Below are 22049 nucleotides of genomic sequence, written 5' to 3' on the forward strand. Positions count from 1 at the left end.
GCTTTCCAGCCCCCACAGCCCAGCAGAAGGAGTCCGCATGACGGACAAGACCGCGCTCATCACCGGCATCACCGGCCAGGACGGCTCCTACCTCGCAGAATTGCTGCTGCAGAAGGGGTACCTGGTGCACGGAATCGTCCGCCGCGCCTCGACCTTCAACACGCAACGCATCGACCATCTTTACCGGGATCCGCACGACCCCGAGGCGCGTCTCTTCCTGCACTACGGCGACCTGACCGACGGAACCCGGATCGCGGGGCTGCTCGAGCGGCTGCGGCCCGACGAGGTCTACCACCTGGCCGCCCAGTCCCATGTACGGGTGTCGTTCGACGAGCCGGAGTTCACCGGGGACTCCACCGGGCTGGGCACCACGCGGTTGCTCGAGGCCATCAGGACGACGGGCCTGCCCTGCCGGTTCTACCAGGCGTCCAGCTCGGAGATGTTCGGCGCCTCCCCGCCGCCTCAGCACGAGGGCACCCCGTTCCACCCGCGCTCCCCGTACGGGGTCGCCAAGGTGTACGCGTACTGGGCGACGCGCAACTACCGGGAGGCGTACGGGATGTACGCGGTCAACGGCATTCTGTTCAACCACGAGTCTCCTCGCCGTGGCCCGACCTTCGTCACCCGCAAGGTGGCCACGGCTGCCGCACGCATCAAGGCCGGCCTGGAGGACGTCGTCTACCTGGGCAATCTCGACGCCCGACGGGACTGGGGATACGCGGCGGAATACGTCGAGGCGATGTGGCGGATGCTGCAACAGGACGAACCGGACGACTATGTGGTCGCCACAGGCGTCAGCTACAGCGTGCGCGACTTCGTCGAGCAGTGCTTCGCCCATGTCGGCCTCGACTGGCGCGACCATGTGCGGTTCGACGAGCGATACCTGAGGCCGACCGAGGTGGACGACCTCGTCGGAGACGCCTCCAAGGCCGAGCGGGTCCTGGGATGGCAGCCGAAGGTGCGAGCCCCGGAACTGGCCCGCCTCATGGTCGACGCCGAGATCGCGGCCCTGTCCCCGGCGCCTGCCGCTCCCGTCGGTGCACCCGCCGCTGCGACGGCGCCGGAGTTGGTCGGGCAGTGACACGCGCGGGAGCCCGGCCCCACGGAAGGTGGCCGTCCTGATGGCCTGCAAAACACCGCTTGGAGCGCACTGTGCAGCCCTGGCGTCATTGGACGGGCAGCTCGGGCTGCCCGGCCAGGACAGCCCTGACCGTGCACCTCGTCAACGCCGGAAGCGCCGACGGAACCGGCGCCGCCGTGCGCGCGCCCTTCCGGGCACCGATGTGGTCAGGGCGGACCCTGATGTGTACTGGGGTACGGGCACGGCCGCGGCGGCACGAGCGGACCCCGGCGCCCACGTGCTGTGTCCCAACGACGACGTGTCCTCGCTCCGAACGCACTCGCCTTGCTGCTGCGCACCGCCGCCCCGCTCCAACCGGCGGCCGTGGTCGTCGGCGCCATGCTCTCCGCCGACGGAAGCCGCACCACTCACGGCGGCCACCGGCTCCGTCGCGCCCCCTGGCGCCCACCGCGTCTGAGCGGGTCGAACCGGATCCCCACCGGCCCCTGCTTCCTGCGACTCCTGCAACGGCAGCCGGGCTCTGGTCACACCTGCGGCTCGACGGGCACTTGACAACCTGGACACTGCTTTCCCACACCGTCGTCGATTCGGCCGGCCCTGGGCAGCGGGATGGCGTACGGCACGTCACGACGCAGGTTGATCGGCCGCCCTGAACCAGTCGGTATAGGCGCGCGCGGTGTCGTCGAGGGAGAAGTGCGTACGGACCCGGGCTCTCCCGGCTGCTCCGAGGGCCATCCGTCGCTCGCCGTCTCTGGCCAGCATGGTCATGGCCTCCGCGATCCGGTCGGGTCGGTCGATGTCGACGAGCAGGCCCGCGTCGGCGACGACCCAGGGCACGGCGCCGCTGCGCCGACCGGCAACGACCGGTAGCCCCATACCCATGGCCTCGGCGCAGATCATGGAGAATGACTCGAGGCGAGACGGGTGAACGAGCACGTGTGCTTCGGTCGCGAGACGGTCCAGCATAGCGGCGTGCGGCAGTTGTCCGGCAAACTCGACCCCGGCGGTGAGTCTTCGGGCCGTCGCCCATACCTGCGCGGGGCCGCCGGGACCGTGGCCGGCACCCAGGAGCAGCAGCCGGGCGCACCGGATCCGGCTTCGTACAAGGGCGAAGGCCCGGAGCAGCGCCTTGGTGTTCTTCATCGGCGTCCAGCCCTGGATAGCTGCGGCGAACACGGGCGCGTCACCGGGCAACGGCGGCGACGAGGTGGGCAGGGCCTCGATCCGTACTCCGTTGGGAATCACCTCGACCGGTCGGCGCACCCCCAGGCAGCGCCTCAAGTGCTGTGCTGTGTACGGACTGTTGGCACTGAGAGCGGTGGCACGGTGAACGGCGGGCAGTGCTTGGGTATGTCGCACCCAACGATAGGCACTGCGCATCTCCCAGGCATAGCGCAGCGGGGTGTCCCTGGCGGTTACGAAGGCGGGTCGGCCGCTGGCGATGGCGGCGAGCGCATATTCGTACGTCCAGTGGGCGCTGACCACATCGGTGGGGTTCTCGCGAATCGCGTTCGCCAGTTGCCGCCGCTCGTACCGGAAGAGATCGCGTGCCCGGCCGGACGGGCGCATCGGCGTGACGACGAGCCGCAGCGGCCCTGAGCCGGACACCGCGCGGGATGTGACTCTGTCGCTCAGCGCGAAGACGGTGACGTGATGGCCCTGGTCGAGCCAAGTGCGGGCCAGCCACCCGGTGGAGGGACCCTGCTGGACGGCTGGGAGCGTACCGTCCAGCGCGGAGCGCAGCGGGCTGAGGTCTACTGGGCCTGCGAGGCCGATGTGCATTGAGACTCCTTTAGGGCTGGAACACCGGCATCGTCGTGGGCCACGTCGCTCGCAGGCCGAGGCATCCAGCAGTCCGGTCTCGGCCCCCGCCCGGTACATCGGCAGCTTGCCTCGCGACCGCAGACGGCCCAGCAGCACCGGTGACAGGGCAAGCACCGCGCCGGGCGGACCACCCGGGAAATACCGTCAGCCGCCGGACCCAGCGGGACAGTCCCGGCCGCCAAGTGCGTGGTGTGGGCGTGGACCACGGCACGGGCACTTGTCGCACCGGTCCCATGCAGGGGACCTGCTGTACCGCATGGCCGACGGCCGGTCCGGCCGCTCCGGCCGCGACGAGCGCCGGGAGATGGTGTCATCGAGTGGCACGCCGGGCCCCGCCGAAGTGCAGTGCACCGGTCGCGGCGAATGTAGGCACCAGCGCGGCCGCACCTTCCCGACCAGGGCGGGGAAGAGCAGTCGACGCTGGGTCAAGCAGCGGGCTGCAGCATTCAATGCCACCCGTCTCGTTGCGCTATCAGGAGTAAGAACAGTCCGATCCCTTCGATCATGTGGAACCACTGTCCGAACCCGCCATCACATACAGTGACTGCATATCGTCGTTGCGCTCGGGGAACTCGGGATGTGCAGCGAGCAAATCAGCCTCGCAGACTCGGCGCACGGACTGGAACCCGGCCTTGCCGAGTGCCCATGTCAGGAGTTCGAGATCGAACAGATTCCTATGTTGACCTTTCTGATGAAAGAAGTCGTTGACGAGATGCTGAACAGGCGCCCCATTCAGCGTAAAATGGGGAAAACGCTTGCGGCGATCTTCCCATAGTCCAGCCCCCCTGTCATGCATATATGCGGCACAGATCTTTTCCATGTCCGGGCACGACAGCCACACCTTGCCGTCGGGCTTTAGGATGCGGCGCATCTCATGGAAAAGCGGGATGAGTTGCTCGTGCAATTCGAGATGTTCGATGACGTGTTGCGAGACGATGACATCGGCACAGTTATCGGGCAACGGAAGCCGACGTGCCAGCAGATCGATATTCAAATCCGAGCGGGAGATGTCGCAGTTGAGCCACCCTGCCACACGCCGTGTACCGCAGCCAAGATGCACGCGGTGAGCCACCTCCGCCGATGGTGTGGGGCCAGGGCGCAGCCGCGTCAACGCACGGGTGGCTTCGTATTTGAGCTGAAAAATTGTCCTCGAATCCAGCCTCAGACCAGACTTCGCCATTTTCACCTAGTTATCCGCTCTCATCGTCGTCGCATCACTGAGAGATGAGCCAATCAGCAAGAGACTCGCACACTATTCTAGTGACACTGCTCAGAACTCCTCAGCCGTACCACGCCCTACCCTTGTAAATTCGACCATTCGGGTAAGGTCCCGAGTTCGTCATCGGGGTTTGTCGCTGACCGGTTGCGGATCCGCTCCCGCTGGTCTCCGCCACGTTCCCGACCTGGGCACGGAGCCTTTTCGACCTCGCGCAGGGGCGTAGTGAAGGACGGACGGCCTTGACCGGCGTCGGAGGCCGGTGCCGGTGAGGCAGCCGTCGAGGACGCCGTGGCAGTACTGGGGCTGGCGTAGGCCGCGTCGGACGGCACTGATCAAATCATCGCGGTCGGCGAAAGCACGGTTGGCCAGGGTGGCGCGTCGTAGGGCGGACCAGATGACCTGTTCGCCAATGGAGCGGATCTTGGCGGGCGGGCAGTTGTAGCGGCGCTGCCATCGCTTGAGCCGTCGGCCGCGAACGGCACGGCCGACGTCCGCCAAGCACCGGACCCTGGATCGGCCAAGGTTCGGAGGAGGCCGTAAGGTCGTGGTGGAGCCGGCAGGGCGGGCAAGGCCCCGGCACCCGCCCAAGAGCTCGATCAGCACCTCGATGTTCGTGCCGTGGCGCATGTGCGTGCCGGAATAGGTCGGAATGACGGCGGTGATCCGGTCAATCGGCAGCAGAGTCCCGGGCAGGATCACGAACGTCAGCGGCTCGCTCCCCTGTGTCGGCTGGTGCCGTGGCCGGAAGGGTTTGCTGGGAAGCTCGCGGCGTCCGGTGCGGTGCGTCGCAAGGCGGAGCATCGCCCGTGTACTGGATGTACTCGGATGATGAGACAACGCGGCGAGCTGCCGTGCCGGAAGTCGCACGCCGGTGAACCTTCCGGTCACAGCACCAGGCTGAGCGGAAAGGCGGCCAGGACTTCAATGACCTCACGGTGCCGCGGTAGACGGTCGCGACGCCGAACCCGGCGGCGGAGCGCCCACGATGGCGGCGAAGGAACGGCCCACGACAGACTCAGCTGAGCAGGCCACCGGCAACTGCGAGCTGCCGGGCCTGCGAGGCCGAGGTACATGGAACGTCTCCACCACTTCATCATGGTCGGGACACCGGCACGGTCGTGGGTTTCTTCGCTCGCCTACCCGGGCGGCGCACCAGTCCCATATCGGCTGCCGCCCGGTAGGCCGGCAGTCGACCGCGCAGCAGCAGACAGCTCAGCAGCACCGGAGACATGGCAAGCACCGCGCCGGGCAGACCGCCCAGAGCGGCGTCGCCCCAACGGCCGGCCGCGGCCGCACAGGCGCCGGCCGCAATGTGCGTGAGATGGGCGCGTACCACGTCGCCGGCACCGAGCGTGTCCGTCCGGTACCATCGGACCAGCTGTACCACGTGGCCAACAGCCAATCCGGCCGCTCCGGCCGCGATGAGCGGCAACGGCTCCCGCCGGCCGACGGCACCGGCGAGCCCCACTCCGGTGACCGCGAGCAGAACCAGCTGGGTCTGGACGAGATCGCGTCGGGCCCCGCAGGCCAGGTTCAGCGCACACCCGGCTGAGTACACGACCTGCATCGCGGCAGCTGCGGCAAAGGCGGGTACCAACGCTACGGCCCCTTCCCAGCCCGGGCCGAGCAGCAGGGCGAGTGCAGCGGGCCCTACGCCGGCCAGGGCGCCGAAAGCGACGAAGCTCGCGGAGGCGGCGTACAGCAGGTGCTGTGCCGGCCGTGTCAGTGGCAGGCCCTGAGCGCGGCGGTCGGCGAGCAGTGGTACAGCTGCCTGGTTGAGAGCCTTGACCATGACGTTCACTGGTACGTCGGACAGCAGTTGGGCGCGGGACCAGAGTCCGGCCGTTCCGGGGCCCAGCAGCCGGCCCGCCATCCACAGTGGGGCGCTTGCCGCGAGGGTGCGCAGCAGCGCGAAGCCGGTGAGGAACGCGGAGAGTCCCAGCAGGGAATCGGGCGGAGTACCCGAGTCGCGCGGCAGAACTAGCTTCGCCGATCCCACCAGGGAGAGACTGAAGGTGGTGAACGCTGCGACCGGAAGGGCCAGGGCGAGGGCGGTCGGGGAACCCGTGCGGGTGAGCACGACGGCTGCGACGACGCAGCCGGCCGCCTGCCCAGTGAGTTCGGCGACCGTTGCATAGCCGGGCAGGCCGACCCGGCGTAGCGCGGACAGCAATACGCAACCTGTCGGCGCCACCAGATACTGGAAGCCCAACAGCCGTAGAAAATACGTGAGTCCGGGAATATCCCACAGCTGGGCGCACCACGGGGCAGCGACCTCGATGACCGCCCAGCAGGCCACGCCTGTCAGCAGCGAGAGCCGGAGTGCGGTGCGGAAGAGGGCGCGGCTCAGTTGCTCGGCACGAAGGATGCATGTCGCCAGGCCCGCCGTGGCGATGAGCCCGGGCAGCTGGGTCACTGTCAGGGCGATCGCATAAGCACCGAAGGCGCTGTGCGGCGCCGCGCGCGCGCTCCAGGCGGTGTAGCCGAGTTGCAGGACGACGGATACGGCGGCGCCGCCGTAGCTCCAGCTCAGCACAGAGACGACGCGGCCTACGGATTTCGAGGCATCGGTCATGAGTGGGTGAAGGGGGCGGTCGCCAGCAGGAAGTTCTGGTGGCGTCGGGGAGGGACGAAGCCGGGCGTTACGGCGACGGGTCCCTGTGGAGCGATGTGGTGGACGTGGTGGTAGCCGAACTCGGCGGCCGTGGAGCGCAGCCGTTCCAGAGCGGGCTGGTCGAGGCACTCGGCGATCACGGTCGGACGGTGTGCGGCCAGAATCCCAGACATGCCGCGCAGCACTTCCGGTTCGAGACCTTCCACATCGATCTTCACCAGGTCGACGGGCCGGTCGCCGACCGCGAGGTCCGCCGTGGTCACCTCCACGTCGACAGCGCTGCGCCCCTGGACGTCGGATCCGCTGCGCAGGGTGGCCGTGGTGATGCGCTCGGGCACGGTCAGCCGTGCCCGGCCCGGCGCCTCCGAGAGTGCCTTGGCGACGACGTGCACCCTGGATCCGAAGCCGTTGACGTCGAGATTGCGGTGCAGCATCCGAGCCGCGACCGGGTTGGGCTCGACCGCGACGGCGTGCAGCCGCGGATTGGCCTGACAGGCCAGCAGGGTGTACAGGCCGGCGTAGGCCCCGGCGTCCAGGAATCCACGTGCATCACGGGCGAGCCGGTAGAAAAGTGGGTGAGTGGCCTCCTCCCACAGCCGCAGATCCGTCCAGACCACCGGCCCTGCGAGTACATCGTCCCGGCCGCAGTGGTAACGGAAAGTACTGCCGTCGGGTGCATGCAGCTGCCAGACGCCCGTAGGGCGCAGATGCTGCCAGACAGCGATCGGCACATGACCGCGTACGGTTCCGGCCCGTACCGCCCGCTGAAACGTGTGCGAGCGCATCAGCAGGTCACGGGTACCGCGCAGCAAGGGCTTGACAGAGCTTAGCTGCGGGACGAGGGGGGCAGTCATCACTCAGGCTCCCATCAGCGAGCGTTCGTGGACCGGGGCCGGGACGGCGGACAGCTCGGCGTCGGCCATGGTCCGGGCGGGTTCCGGAGGATGGACGGCTGCCCTCCGGCCCGGTTCCTGTTCGGCCTTGGAGGTGTCACCGGCCAGGGCTGGGACCTCGGAGGAGCGCAGATGGCGGTCGTCGAGCCATGCACCAGATAGCCCTTGAAGAGGTGCTCGGCTAGATACGAGCCGTCTTGGCCGGTGATGCCGGTGGTGGGCGCAGTTCTGTGGGGCACGGCGGTTCCTGGGTCGTATGGAGACGGAGTACGCTGCGCGGCCGTGCATAGGCCGCCAGCAGGCCGAGGATCACGGCCTGTTCGGGAGAGGGCGCGTAGGTGATCGCCAAGACCAACTGGCCACAGATGAGCAGCCTGACCAGTAGTCCGTGATCGCGATCCACACCGGCCGCACGCCAGGCTGTGGCGTACAGCAGGAGGAGTGCCGCGACGCCGCAGATGCCAAGGCGCAGGAGAACCTCAAGGTAGTAGTTGTGGGGTGTCACGACGATGAGGTTTCCGTCGATCAGGCGGTCGTACCCGAAGCCGAAGGGCAGGCCCAGTAGCCAGTCCGGAACATCGTCGAGCTGCCCCAGCAGTGCGCGCCAGCCCTCCATGCGCCATAGCAGCGTCCTGTCATCTTCACTGGAGGCGGCGAGACTTGAGGTGACCTGTTCGGCAGCTCCCCAGGAAACGGCCAGCAGGGAGAGCATGCTGAGGGAGCCCAGAACGGTCAGTGCCGCGGCACGGGATCCTGCCTGTTGGCGGCGGGACAGTAGCCAACCCGTGAGCATGATGCCCGTGGCCAACCAGACTGTACGGTGCTGGAGCAGGACGACGATCACCAGGAGCGGCCAGGCCAGGACTCTGGCCCTTGCAAAGCCGTGCCCACAAAGAAGGGCCACGGCTGCCTGGCTGATGATCAGGGCTTCGGCAGAACTCACCGGGCGTGCGTTGGTGAGCACTCCGTCGACCATGATCGTGTCTGAGTTGGAACCGATGCCGGACTTCAGCCACCACATCAGGGCCATGCAGGACAGCGCGCAGGCGGCTGCGACCCAAATGCGGGTGACCGCACGGACCACGTTCCGACCGGTGGAAAGGACGGCGACGAAGAACGCGACGGAGAAGAGCTGGATGAAACTGGTACGGGCTTCGTTGCCCGCCGTCTCGATGCCGAAGAGTCGGACCCCGCGGATCAGCGCGCAGGCAGTCAGGACCAGCAGGGCCAGAAGCGGGGCAGGAGCACGGCGCCCTCGATCCCTTCCGAGCACAACGAGCGCAGCGACCAGCAGACAAACGGTCAGTACATCGGCGGGCAACAGATCCAGGCCTGTGGCGTTGCGGGGCCGGTGCATACTCTGCTGCGACTGCCAGAGCTGGACGGCGGTGTACAGGCCGATTCCCCACACCGGCCAGCGGACAAAGCTCGCGGTGAGCGCCGCGCAGGTGGCGAGCGCGGTGCAGCCAAGCAACACTGCCGGAAGATCGAGCAGCAAGGGATCATCCCCCCGCGGGGGAGCGACGGACTGAGGCCGGCGCCGCAGTCTTCACATACGGCGAGAACATCAGCAGCGGGGCCCTCGGCCGACAGTGCCGCAGGCAGTAGCCCCACGGTGGTCGGGGAGGCAGTTCGCGACCCGAGTATGTGGTGGTGCCGCCGCAGTCCAAGGCGCGTACGGCGTCGACCACGACCTTGCCCGGGCCGACCGTGTAGACGTCGGTGCCCACTGTGGTGACATCCACCTCGGTCCGTACGGCGTCCGGCAGCCCATGCTGTCCGGCAGGCCCGGCAAGCGCGGACAGGGTCTCCTTGCAGCGACTACGACTGGTCATCAGTACAGCGAGACGGGCTGGTGGCACGTGAGACTCCTCAGCTCAAGCACCACATCATTACCGGATGAATCGCCCACGACTGTCCAACCAGGCCGCTGCTGCCCCAAACCGCCCCCACTCGGAGTCTTTACGCAGGTCCTCCCCGGGCGGCGTCTGTGGCAGGTGCCTGCAGACGCGGCAGCCCGCTTCCGCGATGTGCGAATACAGTCGTTCGTCTCCCCGCAGACATGTCACAGGAGAGGAGCAGATCGGGAACACGGTAAATGCCATGAAAGAAGGGAAGTAGGCCCCACAATGGGGAAATGACTCTCTTTCATCGCGCCCGTGTCGCCGCTCAGCGCATCGGCCTTGACGTGAACCGCTTTCCGCAGTGCTCACTCGATTACCGCATCGTGCAGTTGATTCTGCACAACCGCATCGATGTGGTGATCGATGTCGGGGCGAACCGTGGTCAGTACGGGACGATGCTCAGGCGGTTCGGGTACCGGGGAAGCATCGCTTCGTTCGAGCCGCTCCACGATCCCTTGCGAACTCTGCGCTGTCGCGCCGCGGCGGACCCTCTGTGGAAGGTGTTTCCATATGCCCTCGGTGACAGCAATCGCACCGTCACTATCAACGTTGCCGGTAACGGATGTGCCAGTAGTTCCGTACTGCCCATGCTGTCCAGGCACGCAGAAGCCTGCCCGGAATCCCGCTACGTGGACGTCCAGGAAACCGAGCAGCATCGCCTCGACGCAGTCTGGCCGCAGGTGGCCGGGCCGGAGGAACGGGTGTTTCTCAAACTTGACGTCCAGGGATATGAAGGAGCCGTCCTGGAAGGGGCCGCAGAACACGTCGGTCATTGCGCGGGGCTGCAAATGGAAGTCTCGTGTGTGCCGCTGTACGAGGGCGGTCTGCTCCTGGAAGACGCGCTACAAATGGCGCAGCGCCGGTACGGAATGACCCTGGCGGCGCTGGTGCCAGGCTTCAGCGACAGCCGGACCGGGCAGATGCTGCAGTGCGACGCGGTGTTCCTTCGTCACCCGCCGAGGCTGTGACTCGTCATGGTTCACCGTCCGCTCCGATGCGTCGGGTCGCCTTCCGGCTTCACCACCACCGCGACCATCATGTTCCCGAGCCGGTTCACCGGGCGCAGCACTTGATAGATCGCTTTGGCCACTGTCAGGCGCCAACGCTCCGGGAAGCGGCCCGCCACCTTGCCGACGGCGAGGTTGTGGTCCCACAGCCTGCGGAGCAGCACCACGGCCTGCGGGCACAGGAGATAGCTTCGGGTGGTCTGGTTCACCAGCGAGTGATTCCACCGGAAGACATAGTTGACGAATTCTCCTTGCCGCTCCCATTCGGTGCCGATGAGCCTGCCCACCAGACCGTCGTGCGGCTCGATCACGATGACGGCCTTCCGGGCCACCCGTAGCATCTCCGTGAAACCCAGGACCGGGCGCGGCAAGTGGTGCAGACCATCCTGGACCAGGACCAGGTCGTAACTGGAGTCGGGAATCTCAGCCATGTTCTCCGCGTTCAGAGGCATGGTCCGAATTTTTGGTTCCAGGCTGCGGCAGACTCCGAGTGCCTCTTCGGACAGATCGCTGACAGTGACGTCGGTGAACCCACTGCGGCTGAGGAACAAACCTTCTCCGCCCACACCGCCGCATACGACCAGAACGCTCTGTCTTGCTGGATCGAGCAGTCCCCGCACACGCAGCATGCGCAGAGCGATCCGCAAGCGCCGATCGCGCAGGAAACGGGTCAGCGGATCGCTGGTGACGTGAAAGGACCAGTCGTCCCGGTTGCTGCAGATTTCCGCCGTCGCGGCACGCTGCATATCAATTCCGCTTGTCACGGTTCCTCCTCCACAGCGCGTGGTCGCCCACGCCGGATCAGTTTGTCACGACTGTATGCAATGAATCCTTCTCACGCGCCGCGCGGACATGAAGTCGGGATTGCCGGCCGTCGGGCGATCGGAATTCCCGGACTGCTCCGGAACTATCTGACAACGACCCGCGCTGCACTGCGCATTCGGACGAGAGCAGCACCGGCGAGGAGCCGCGCGTAGGGCGAGAGCCAGTACACCGGCCACACGGGACCGGCGTGCCGCCGCGTGAACCGCAACCAGCTGCCCGGTGGAAGGCCCTTGGGGGCGCACGCCAGACGCAACCTCTGCCGGACGGGCAGTGCGGGGTCGGTCCAGTTCCCCGCTGTGGGGTTGCGTGCACAGGTGCCCAGCGTTCCGGGGGCGACCCAGACGGCACATCCGAGACGCCCGGCGCGCAGGCCGTAGTCGAAGTCGGCCAGCCCATGGCTGAAGCCCGTGTCGATCTGCCCGACACGTTGGACCACAGGACGGGGAATCAGCACCAGGTTCCCGTTCATGGTCTCGGCCCGAACCGGTCTGTCGGCCGGAGCGACCATGGTGAAGTGCACCGGGCGCAGACGGCTGCGCCGGTGAACACCCGAGTACGTCACCGCGCCGGTGTGCGGATCACGCACACCGCCCACGACGATCAGGTCGCCCTTGTCCGAACCGGAGAGCGATGCGTGGGTCCGGAGCAAGCACGACAGCGCTCCGGGGTCCAAGGTCACGTCGTCATTGAGCCAGAGGAGGAAGTGGTAGTCGCCCGCGGCCGACGCCGCGAGTGCCATCGCCTTCGCCCAGAACAGCTTGCCGCTGCCCTGGAGCACGTGGATGTCGGGCCATACCTCGCGGGCAGCGTGGGCGGTGCCGTCGGTGCTGCCGTCGTCCGTGAGCACGACACGCACGGATACCTCGGGCCCGCCCTGCCCGATCAGCGACCGCAGGCACCGGATCGTGGTCTCGCGACGGTTGTGACAGGCGATCAGCACGACCACCCGCGTCACTGGCGCCGTCGACCACCCCAGGGCCGTCTCTCCGGGTTCACGCCTCACCGCTTGGGCACTGCGAGAGCTTCGGCGCGACGCACTTCAGGGAGCTCGGACACCTGCTGTGCGACGCCCGGGGCGGCCAGCACCACGCAACCGCGGCGGCGCCCGCTCTCCATGCTGGACGGGCAGTTCGGCCAGAACGTCTCGTAGGACGCGACGGTCTTTCCCAGATACTCCATCGACAGCTGCAGATCGCCGTAGGTGTCGAATGCGTAACCGTCGTCGTCGGGAACCTTGAAGTCGTCGATGACGATGACCGAGTCCGTCCACGCCTTCGTGATGATGTCGACTTCCTCCCGCAGGGGAAGGTCCTTTTCCCAGTGGGCATCCAGGTAGAACAGGACCCGCGACCGGGGAAACCGGGCGGAGTCGCGCAGCGTCCGCAGAGCGTCCCGGGAATCCTCGTTGAGCACCCGGACCTCTGGATTTCCACGGAAACGCCTCTCGGCGCAGCGGGCGAATCCGCGATTCTTCTCGACGGTGAACACGGGAGCGCCGGACAGATGCCACAGGAACTGCGTCGACCCTCCGCAGTAGGTACCGGATTCGAAGATCGCCCGGGGCTGGAGTTCGCGGACCAGGGAGCGGAACAGGTTCTGACGGAATCGCTGCCCGTTGAGGGCGGCGGGCCACGGCCCGTAGAGCCATGGCCGCATGACGCGGACGGGCTTGGTGATCGAGCGCCGGAGCCGAACGGGCAGGACGCCGTATGCAGGCGGCTTCGTCCGTCTGTCCGCCGGCCTTGGAACAGTCATTTCACTGACACCCTTCATGGAATCGGCTCGCCGGTCTGCGGAATTCCTCAGGTCGGCTCACGCACTTCTTCCGAGCATATGCAGCAAGCCGTCGCAGAAACGCTCTGCCATGCCGTCCGCCGTATAGTCGGCGACGTCCTCGCGGCACGCTTCGCGCAGGGATTCCAGGTGGGAGCGGTCGTTCAGTACCTGTTGCACCGCCACCGCGTAGGCCTCCGGATCGTCTCGGCTGACCACTGCGTTCCGTCCGTGCTCCAGGTATTCGAACTCGGGTGCGTGCCATGGCCAGTCGGTGGTGACGATGGGTGTCCGCAGGGCGAACGAGTCCACCGCGCACAGTCCCACCCGCCCGGGCATCAGCATGACGTCCGATACCGCTCCGAGCACCGCGACGTCCTGTCCGGCGCGGTGGCCGAGAGCCACCACCGGGCTGTCCGGGGCGGAGGCCATGGCTTCCACCAGGGGCCGGTCGACACCGTCTCCGGCCACCAGCAGCTTGAAGCCCGGCAGGCCGGTCGCGAGACGTCGCGCGCATCGGAGTAGGAAGGGGATCCGCTTCGGGGCGTCAAGTCCCCCCACGTACAGGGCGGTTCGTCCCGGCACGAGGTGGTGGCGTTCGCGCAGCTCGGCGGCTGCGGCATGTTCGGGCGTACCGTGGATGTCCGCGCGGTCACGCGCGGCGGTCAGCTCCGTGGTGTCCACGGAGTTGCGCAGGACGGTGATCCTGTCGCGGGGGAAGCCCCGCGAGGCGACGTATGAGGCTCCCCCCTCGGTGTAGGCGAAGAACCAGGCGGCCTGCCGCGTGACGGTGTCCTTGGCGGCTGCTTGGAGCCGGCTCGTCTTCTTGGTGTAGGTGCGGCCGTGGCCCCAGAACGCGACCCGCGGCGGGCGCCCGCCGGTCCGCCGGATCAGCTGACGCAACAACAGCGGATACGCCTCAAGATTTCGCAGTGCCTGCTCCAGTACCACCGCATCGGCGGAAGCGGCCCGGTCCGTCACCTGACGCCAGAGAAGGGACCGGCCGCCAGGGGCGGGCAGCCGCCGCGAGGGGACCTGTACCGCGCAGGCGCAGGGCGCGGCGTCGCGTCGGGCCGCCTGCTGCGGTGGTACGAGCCCGTACAGCACTTCCAGGTCAACACCCGCGGAGTTGAGCCGGTCCTGCAGGTGGTTGAAGAACGACGTCCGATACCCGGGGACGTAGGGCTGAACCACGACGACGCGCCGCCGGGTCTCTGGGGGCCTCGCCGGAGTGATCGTCATGGCCGCACCTTAGGAACGATGTCGGGAATTTCCCGGCCCTGGCCGACGAGTCGGCCCGAATTCAGGCGATCGGATGCCACGTGCACCGCACCGCCGTCCGCTCGTACGGGACGTGTCGCCTGGCGCACCACCCCGTGGACGAAGCGCGCGTTGCCGAACAGGTACCGGCGCCACAGGCGGCGTGGTTCGCAGCCGAGCCGGAACAGCCATTCCAGCCCGTTGTGCCGCATCCAGTGCGGTGCCTGCGGCTTGTTGCCGGCGATGAAGTCGAAGGCCGCGCCCACGGCCACGGCCACCACGGGCAGTGCGTCGCACAGTTCGGCGGCCCAGCGGTCCTGCTTGGGCGTGCCGAGTCCGACCCAGACGATGTCCGCTGCGGCGGAACGGATCTCCTCCACCTGCTGCAGCCGTTCGTGCACGGTCAGGGGCCTGAAGGGCGGGGAGCAGGTGCCGACGATCCGCGCCCCGGGATAGCGCCGCCGCAGCTCCCGGTGCAGTGCGTCGAGCACCTGGGGCGTGGAGCCGAGAAGGTAGTGGTTCAGGTCCGTGTGCTGAGTCAGGGCGAAGACGTCCGTGAGGAGGTCGGGGCCGTAGACACGGGTGCCCGGCAAGGCGGCGCTCGGGTGCAGCAGCCGGTTGGCCCACACGACCGGCTGCCCGTCGGGGAGGTTGAGGGAGGCGGAGCGGAGGATGCCGAGCAGCTCGGGGTCCCGGCCGGCCAGGGCGAGCGTGTAGGCGTTGGACAGGTGTACGTCACTGCCGAGCTGGACGCCGGAGGCGCCGGGTCCGTCGGTGAGCCCATGGCGTGCCTCGCGCATCCGGCCGGCCAGGTGCACGACATGGCGGGCCGCGCTGTCGCGGGTGTGCGCGGTGATGGGCACACCGAGGCACTCGACCACGGGAGCCGCCGTCACCGATGTCGTCCGGCTGCTCGGAGGGGCGGTCATGAGCGGGCGGCTTCGGAGTCCGGCGTGGATCCGGCGGGCCGCGTGCCGTTCCCGGCGAACTCCCCGAGGGCCAGACGCCGGCGGAAGTCCGTGATGGTGTCGCACAGGCCGCGCTCCAGGGGAGTCGTGGGCTCCCAGTTCAGCAGCTCGCGGGCCAGGCTGATGTCCGGACGCCGTCGCTCGGGGTCGTCCTGGGGACGGGGGGTGAGCGTGATCTCGGAGCGGGACCGGGTGAGCTTGCCGATCCACTGCGCCAGCTCCAGCATGGAGACCTCGTGGGGATTGCCCAGGTTGACGGGTCCGCAGTGGTCACTGGCCAGCATGAGCAGCAGGCCTTCGACCACATCGTCGACGTAGCACAGGGACCTGGTCTGGCTGCCGTCGCCGGTGACCGTGATCGGCTCCCCGAGCAGCGCCTGGCGGATGAAGGTGGGGATCGCCCGTCCGTCGTCCGGGCGCATCCGCGGCCCGAAGGTGTTGAAGATGCGCACGATCTTGGCGTCCACACCGCGGCTCCTGCGGTACGCCATCGTCAGTGCCTCACTGAAGCGCTTCGCCTCGTCGTACACCGAACGCGGGCCCACGGGGTTCACATGTCCCCAGTAGCTCTCCGGCTGAGGATGGACCAGGGGGTCGCCGTACGACTCGGAGGTGGAGGTCAGCAGGAAGCGGGCGCCCTTGGCGGCGGCCAGGTCCAGGGCGTGCCAGGTGCCGGCCGAGCCCACTCGGAGTGTCTCCAGAGGCAGTTTCAGGTAGTCCGCGGGCGAGGCTGGTGAAGCCATGTGAACGACGGCGTCCACCGGCCCCGGCTCGTCCAGGCCCTGGGTGATGTCCCAGCGGCGGAACTGGAAGTGCCGGTCGCCCATGAGGTGCTCGATGTTCTCGGGGCTGGAAGTCAGGAAGTTGTCCAGGCAGACCACTTCGTGGTCCGCCTGAAGCAGCCGCTCGCACAGATGTGAGCCGATGAACCCGGCCCCACCCGTCACTACTGCACGCATGCAGGTCCTCTCGGCCGCCCCGCCCGGGCTGGTGGACGAGGGCAAGCTTCGGTGTCATTGCCGAAGCTCGGAACGATGTCGTGTTTCTATTCATTAGTCAGAAATGGTCCGAATGAGACGTCGTGCGGGTCGAAATGCCCCTAGCCAGGGCACGTTTCACCCGTTCTGCCGCAGCAGGCGAAGGGATTGCGGAATGCCGGTGTCCACTGCGAAGACGGCTCATCACCGGGCGGCTCCGTGTGAGCGGGCGCACTGGGGAGTCCGGGCGGCCAAGCGGTCCATCGACTGTGTGGGGGCCGCCGTCCTGCTCCTGCTGGTGGCGCCCGTGCTCCTCGCCGCGGCCGTCGCGGTGAAGCTCGACACTCCGGGCCCGCTGCTGTTCCGCCAGCGCCGCACCGGCTGGCGGGGCAAGGAGTTCCACGTCCTCAAGTTGCGGACGATGCACGTCGGTTCGGAGCGGATGCGCGCGGCCATGGAGGTGCGCAACGAGGCGGACGGGCACCTCTTCAAGATCCGCGAGGACCCGCGGGTGACCGCGGTCGGGCGGTGGTTGCGCCGTTACTCCCTGGACGAGCTGCCGCAGCTGGTCAATGTGCTGCGGGGGCAGATGTCCCTGGTCGGTCCCCGTCCGCTCCCGGTCGAGGACTCGGTGTTCACCGGGAAGGCCCGCCGCCGCCTGGTGGTCCGGCCCGGGATCACCGGACTGTGGCAGGTGAGCGGACGGTCCGACCTCGCCTGGGAGGACGCCCTGCGCCTGGATCTGGAGTACGTCGACACCTGGTCGATCAGGCTGGACCTGGCGATCCTCTGGCGGACCCTTCCCGCCGTGCTGCGCGGTGACGGCGCCTACTGAGCCGGCGCCCGCGCGTCGCACGGAGGGGCTCGCCTTTGCACCCGGCGCCCCGGAGGGCGTTGCGGGACGGCCACGGGACCCAGCGAACGAGATCAGCCAGGGAGTGACACCAGATGTCCGAGACTCGCCGGGATGGGTCGCGTGTGCAGGAACCCCCGCTCAGTGCCGAGCGGGCCGGACGGATTCCGCGCCGGTGGAAGGAGCGGGTCGTGCCCGCCGTCATCGTCCGCCGGCTGCGCGACCGCCGCGTCAGGATGCCGGTGTACGCCGCGGCGGGACTGCTCCTGGCCGGTGCCGCCTGGATCGCGGTCACCGGAGTGCTCGCCCGCAATGAACTGCTGGCCGCCCAGCGGAGTCTGGAGACGCTGCGGCGGCAGCACCTCGCGCAGCCCGCGGCGGAGCCGACCACCGCGGCCGGCCCGCCGACGACGCGGGCCGCGACAGCGCAGGACGCGGTGCGCAGCGCCGCCGGCCACGCCGCCCGGGCGCATCGGCTCACCACCGGCCCCGCCTGGTTCCCGGCGGCCCATCTGCCCGTTCTCGGCGGCCCCTTCCGTACCGTACGCGGTATCGCGGAGGCCTCCGACCGGCTGACCCACGACGTGCTCTCCCCCATGGCGCGTACCGTCGCGGAACTCCATTCCACCGGCACGGACGACGGCGGACACCTGAACCTCTCCGCGCTGCGCCGTGTGGCTCCCCGTCTCGAACAGGCCTCGCGCAGCGCATCGCAGGTCCGCGCCGATGTCGACGACCTCCCGCACGGCACCTGGCTGCCGGCCACCGACCGGGCGCGCACCGAACTCGCCCGGCAGCTCGATCGGATCGCCCCTCTCACCCACGATGCCGCCGCGGCGGCCCGGTTGATGCCCTCGATGCTCGGAGCGGACGGACCGCGGCGGTACCTGGCGGTGTTCGAGAACACCGCCGAGGCGCGTGGAACGGGCGGGCTTCCCGGGGCCTTCGCGGTGCTCAAGGCGGACCGGGGCCGACTGGGCTTCGAGTACTTCGGGAACGACACCGAACTGAGCGAGGCACATGCGGACGTCGACCTGGGAGCGGAGTTCGACGCGCTGTACGGACCCAGCGCCCCCACCCGGACCTGGGTGAACTCCAACATGAGCCCGCACTTCCCCTACGCGGCGCGGATCTGGGCCGCGGCGTGGCAGCGGCACAGCGGCCAGCGTGTGGACGGTGCCTTCGGCCTGGACCCCGGCGCGGTCTCCGGGCTCCTCGCCGCCTCCGGCCCCGCCCGGCTGCCCGACGGGAGCGCCGTCACCGCCCACAACGTCGTGGATCTCAGCGAGCGCGCCAGCTACGCGCTCCACCCGGACTTCAAGCGGCGCAAGGCGTACTTCCTCGACGTGGCGCGTGCGGTGGCCGTCCGGCTGCTCGGCGCCTCGACCGACCCCGCGCGCCGGGCCCCCCTTTTCTCGGCGCTGCACCGGCAACTGGAGGAGGGACGGATCAAGGTGTGGAGTGCCCACTCGGCGGAGCAGCGCGAACTCCTGGCGCGGTCGTTCGGCGGGGCGCTGCCCGAAGGGTCCGGTCCGCTGGCCGGACTGGTCGTCAACAACGCGGCGGGTACGAAGCTCGACTACTACCTCGACCGCCGACTCGTGTGGGCACCGGGCCGGTGCGTCGGCGGCCGGCGCGAGGTCACCGTGACCGTCCGCCTGACCAACCGGGCTCCGGTGTCGGGGCTCCCGCCGTACGTCGTCCAGCGGGTGGACGATCCGCCCTACGACACCCGGCCCGGTGACAACCGCCTGCTGGTGTCCTACTACGCCAGTGCGGAGGCCACCCTGTCCCGTGCCACCCTGGACGGCCGCCCCACTCAAGTCGGCCACGGTGCCGAGCGGGGCCACCCGGTCTTCACCCTCGATGTCGAGCTGCCCGCGCGCGGCACGCGCACCCTCGTACTCCACTTGCTGGAGCGCCCTTGGGACCGTTCTCCCGTCGTGCTGCGTCAGCCGCTGGTGCATCCCCTGCGGGCCACGGTGCTCCCGAACGGTCCGTGCGTCGGCTGATTTCCCGCACCGACGGCATGGATACCGACGTCGTTCCGGACAACTGGTGTGCACCGCCCCTCCATCGCCGTCGGCACGCCACCACCGGACAGATGGCTGTACACGACTCCGGCTGACTCAGCGGAAGCCGCACCTCCTGCCCGTTTTCGCCTGATATCACGGATATGATCACTCAGTTAACGAATGTCGTTATTGCCGCCTACTCGCGCACCTGGGATGGATACCTTGGATTTGTCCGACTACCTTCGATTCCTGGTCAGGCGTTGGCGCCTCATCGCGGCGCTGGGCCTGCTGGGAACAGCGGTCGGCGCGTTCGTCACCAACGCCACCACACCGCAGTACCGGGCCACCTCGACACTCTTCGTATCTCTTCAGGACTGGGACGACACGGTCAAGCTCAATCAGGGCAACAGCTTCGCCCAGGCTCGCGTCCGCTCCTACGCGGAAGTGGTCACCAGCCCCCACGTGACCGAGCCGGTCGCCGAGCTTCTGCGCCTGGACATGACGCCCTCACAGCTGGCCCGGAAGATCACCACGGAGGTACCCCTCGAAACGGTACTTCTCAAGATCACCGTCACGGACACCCAACCGTCCCGGGCGGCCCGGATCAGCAACGCGATCGCCCACCGCTTCGCCGACGTCATCGCCGAGATCGAACGACCGGAGGAAGCCCGGCTCTCGCCCGTCCGGCTGAGCCTCACCGAGCCCGCCAACAGACCGAACACGCCGGCTTCCCCGAACCCGGTGCTCAACCTCGCGCTCGGGCTCGTGGCCGGTCTGACCCTCGGTACCGGCCTGGCGGCCGCGCGGGAGTCGCTGGACACCTCGGTGCGCAGCCGCAACGACCTGACCCGGTGTCTCGCCGACGCCGGCGGACCGGCCGTACTCGGCAGCGTCGTCCTCGACCAGCGTGTCTCCCGGCACGCGGTGGCGACGGACGACGACGCGTTCGGTCGGCGGGCGGAGGACTTCAGACGGCTGCGCACCAGCCTCCGGTTCGTGGACATCGACGCTCCGCCCAAGGTCATCGCGGTCACCAGCGCGGTGCCCGGCGAGGGGAAGACGAGCATCTCGATCAACCTGGCGTCCGCCCTGGCCGAGTTCGGCTCCTCGGTCTGCCTGGTCGACGCGGACCTGCGGCGCCCCTGCGTGGCCCGTGCGCTCGGCCTGGTACAGGACGCCGGACTGACCACCGTGATGATCGGCCAGGCGAACGCCGAGGACGTGATGCAGACGGCCGGCTCCTTCTCGGTGCTGGCCAGCGGAGTGCTGCCGCCGAACCCGGCGGAGATGCTGGGCTCGGCGCAGTTCCGCACCGTGGTGCGCTCGCTCGCCGACAAGTTCGACCACGTGGTGATCGACACCGCGCCGGTGCTCCCGGTGGCGGACACACCGGCGATGGCCTCGGCGGTCGACGGCTACCTGCTGGTGGCCCGGTACGCGAAGAGCACCCGGGGCCAGCTCACCGAGGCCGTGCGCGCCCTGCAGGACGTCGGCACGACGTTGCTCGGCAGCGTCCTCAACATGGTGCCCGCCAAGCGCGACGGCGAGCAGTACGGCTACGGGTACGCGTACCGGCCCAGAACCTCGGGGCGCCGAGGCTGGCGGCTCAGCCGCCTCCGGCTCAGCCGCCTCCGGCTCCGCCGCCGCGGCAGGCCGACGGCGACGATCGGCGTCTTCCCCGCGCCGACCGCGCCGGCGGGGAAGGACACCACCCCGGCGGCCGCCACGGAGGGCGGAGAGCATCGCTGAGCGAAGGGGGGACGCCGCGGACGCCCGGGACCGTACGGCCGGCCCGGGCGTCGGCGTCCGGCAGGCGTCGCGTCGTCGGCCCGGCGTTCGCGGGCGCCGGGGATCCGGCGCGGCGGTTCGCGTCTGCGGGCCGATGGCCCGGTCCGCGCGGATGCGTGCGCTCCTGGCGCTCCCGGCCATCGCGGCCGCGGCCCTGGCGGGCGCGATGGTGCTCACCTCGTGTGAGGCTGACGGCCGCTCACCGGTGCGAACGCGGGCCGCGGCCGGGTCTGCCGCAGGGCGGGTCGAGCAACTCGGGGTCAGGGTCCTCGACGTCCTGCCCCATGACCCGAAGGCCTACACGCAGGGCCTGGAGATGGCCGGGCGAACGCTCTACGAAGGTACGGGCCTGGCCGGCGAGTCGTCGATCCGTCTGGGCCCGCCCGGCCGGCCTCCCACCGTCCGCGTCGACCTGCCGGCGCCGCTGTTCGGGGAGGGGATCACCGTCCTCGGACGGACGCTGTGGCAGTTGACCTGGCGGGACCACATCGCGATCGAACGGGACGCCCGGACCCTGGCCGAGCTGCGTCGTCTCCCCTACGCGCAGGAGGGCTGGGGGGTATGCCACCAGCCGGGGCGCGGGCGACTGGTCACCAGTGACGGGTCCGCCCGGCTGACCTTCCGGGACCCGCGGACGCTGGCCGCGACCGGTGAACTCCTCGTCACCCTCCACGGCCGTCCGGTGCCGCGGCTCAACGAGCTGGAATGCGTGGGCGACAGTGTGTACGCCAATGTCTGGCCCTCCCACCGGATCGTGCGCGTCGACACGGTCACCGGCGCGGTGACCGCTCAGATCGACGCGTCAGGGCTGTTGACCTCGAAGGAGCAGCAGCACGCCGAGGTGCTGAACGGCATCGCCGCCGTCCCCGGCACCGATGAGTTCCTGCTCACCGGCAAATGGTGGCCGAAGATGTTCCGAGTGGTCTTCGTCGCCAGGTGATCCGGTCTCCGGTCCGGTCGGCAGGGACGCGCGGAAGGGCCGGGCACGGATCAGGGCGGGGGCGGCCGGCGCCCAGGGGTGGCAGGCGCGCATCCGGTGAACGCCCAG

Annotated in this window: 18 protein-coding genes; 6 read left to right on the plus strand and 12 right to left on the minus strand. The window is 68.8% G+C overall.

Features of this window, described 5'->3' with window-relative positions:
• Window positions 1-37 precede the first annotated feature (37 nt).
• Window positions 38-1081 (plus strand): GDP-mannose 4,6-dehydratase, encoded by a 1044-nt coding sequence (gene gmd, locus ACYVMZ_RS18710; protein WP_461080982.1) that lies wholly within the window; start codon window positions 38-40, stop codon window positions 1079-1081.
• 624 nt (window positions 1082-1705) lie between these two features.
• Here the strand turns inward: gmd and ACYVMZ_RS18715 are convergent.
• The 6 genes from ACYVMZ_RS18715 to ACYVMZ_RS18740 form a co-directional block, all read right to left on the minus strand.
• Window positions 1706-2863, minus strand: coding sequence for a glycosyltransferase family 4 protein (locus ACYVMZ_RS18715; protein ID WP_461080984.1), 1158 nt, complete (start codon window positions 2861-2863; stop codon window positions 1706-1708).
• 544 nt (window positions 2864-3407) lie between these two features.
• On the minus strand, window positions 3408-4085 hold the full coding sequence (locus ACYVMZ_RS18720; RefSeq protein WP_461081358.1) for a class I SAM-dependent methyltransferase: 678 nt from the start codon (window positions 4083-4085) through the stop codon (window positions 3408-3410).
• A gap of 1132 nt (window positions 4086-5217) precedes the next feature.
• Window positions 5218-6699, minus strand: a complete 1482-nt coding sequence (locus tag ACYVMZ_RS18725) for an oligosaccharide flippase family protein (protein WP_461080986.1) — start codon at window positions 6697-6699, stop codon at window positions 5218-5220.
• Window positions 6696-7592, minus strand: coding sequence for an FkbM family methyltransferase (locus ACYVMZ_RS18730; protein WP_461080988.1), 897 nt, complete (start codon window positions 7590-7592; stop codon window positions 6696-6698). The genes ACYVMZ_RS18725 and ACYVMZ_RS18730 overlap by 4 nt, the downstream gene beginning before the upstream one ends.
• Before the next feature lie 220 nt (window positions 7593-7812).
• Window positions 7813-9129, minus strand: coding sequence for an O-antigen ligase family protein (locus ACYVMZ_RS18735; protein WP_461080990.1), 1317 nt, complete (start codon window positions 9127-9129; stop codon window positions 7813-7815).
• Window positions 9130-9133: 4 nt separating this feature from the next.
• Window positions 9134-9466 (minus strand): hypothetical protein, encoded by a 333-nt coding sequence (locus ACYVMZ_RS18740; RefSeq protein WP_461080992.1) that lies wholly within the window; start codon window positions 9464-9466, stop codon window positions 9134-9136.
• A gap of 302 nt (window positions 9467-9768) precedes the next feature.
• Here ACYVMZ_RS18740 and ACYVMZ_RS18745 point away from each other — a divergent pair, with 302 nt between their 5' ends.
• Window positions 9769-10503 carry an FkbM family methyltransferase gene (locus tag ACYVMZ_RS18745; protein ID WP_461080994.1) on the plus strand — a complete coding sequence of 245 codons (735 nt, stop codon included), beginning with the start codon at window positions 9769-9771 and terminating at the stop codon, window positions 10501-10503.
• Window positions 10504-10514: 11 nt separating this feature from the next.
• Here ACYVMZ_RS18745 and ACYVMZ_RS18750 read toward each other — a convergent pair whose 3' ends face one another.
• From ACYVMZ_RS18750 to ACYVMZ_RS18775, 6 genes are all read right to left on the minus strand, one after another.
• The gene (locus ACYVMZ_RS18750) at window positions 10515-11306 is read right to left on the minus strand and encodes a class I SAM-dependent methyltransferase (protein ID WP_461080996.1); all 792 of its coding nucleotides are present in this window, start codon (window positions 11304-11306) and stop codon (window positions 10515-10517) included.
• Between the two features lie 143 nt (window positions 11307-11449).
• Entirely contained in the window at window positions 11450-12322 is an 873-nt protein-coding gene (locus ACYVMZ_RS18755) for a glycosyltransferase family 2 protein (protein ID WP_461080998.1), read from the minus strand.
• Between the two features lie 44 nt (window positions 12323-12366).
• Window positions 12367-13140, minus strand: coding sequence for an O-methyltransferase (locus ACYVMZ_RS18760; RefSeq protein WP_461081000.1), 774 nt, complete (start codon window positions 13138-13140; stop codon window positions 12367-12369).
• A gap of 39 nt (window positions 13141-13179) precedes the next feature.
• Window positions 13180-14382 (minus strand): glycosyltransferase family 4 protein, encoded by a 1203-nt coding sequence (locus tag ACYVMZ_RS18765; RefSeq protein ID WP_461081002.1) that lies wholly within the window; start codon window positions 14380-14382, stop codon window positions 13180-13182.
• Entirely contained in the window at window positions 14379-15329 is a 951-nt protein-coding gene (locus ACYVMZ_RS18770) for a WecB/TagA/CpsF family glycosyltransferase (RefSeq protein WP_461081004.1), read from the minus strand. Before ACYVMZ_RS18770 ends, ACYVMZ_RS18765 begins: the two co-directional genes overlap by 4 nt.
• Window positions 15326-16327 (minus strand): UDP-glucuronic acid decarboxylase family protein, encoded by a 1002-nt coding sequence (locus tag ACYVMZ_RS18775; protein ID WP_461081006.1) that lies wholly within the window; start codon window positions 16325-16327, stop codon window positions 15326-15328. Before ACYVMZ_RS18775 ends, ACYVMZ_RS18770 begins: the two co-directional genes overlap by 4 nt.
• A gap of 193 nt (window positions 16328-16520) precedes the next feature.
• On the opposite strand from ACYVMZ_RS18775, the gene ACYVMZ_RS18780 reads away from it, so the two are divergent.
• The 4 genes from ACYVMZ_RS18780 to ACYVMZ_RS18795 all read left to right on the plus strand — a co-directional run bounded on the left by ACYVMZ_RS18780 (window position 16521) and on the right by ACYVMZ_RS18795 (window position 21941).
• Window positions 16521-17180, plus strand: coding sequence for a sugar transferase (locus tag ACYVMZ_RS18780; protein ID WP_461081008.1), 660 nt, complete (start codon window positions 16521-16523; stop codon window positions 17178-17180).
• A gap of 209 nt (window positions 17181-17389) precedes the next feature.
• Window positions 17390-19210, plus strand: coding sequence for a DUF4012 domain-containing protein (locus ACYVMZ_RS18785; protein ID WP_461081010.1), 1821 nt, complete (start codon window positions 17390-17392; stop codon window positions 19208-19210).
• 231 nt (window positions 19211-19441) lie between these two features.
• Window positions 19442-20962 carry a tyrosine-protein kinase domain-containing protein gene (locus tag ACYVMZ_RS18790; protein WP_461081012.1) on the plus strand — a complete coding sequence of 507 codons (1521 nt, stop codon included), beginning with the start codon at window positions 19442-19444 and terminating at the stop codon, window positions 20960-20962.
• 151 nt (window positions 20963-21113) lie between these two features.
• On the plus strand, window positions 21114-21941 hold the full coding sequence (locus ACYVMZ_RS18795) for a glutaminyl-peptide cyclotransferase (RefSeq protein WP_461081014.1): 828 nt from the start codon (window positions 21114-21116) through the stop codon (window positions 21939-21941).
• Window positions 21942-22049 lie beyond the last annotated feature (108 nt).

The sequence above is a fragment of the Streptomyces deserti genome (assembly GCF_054782695.1).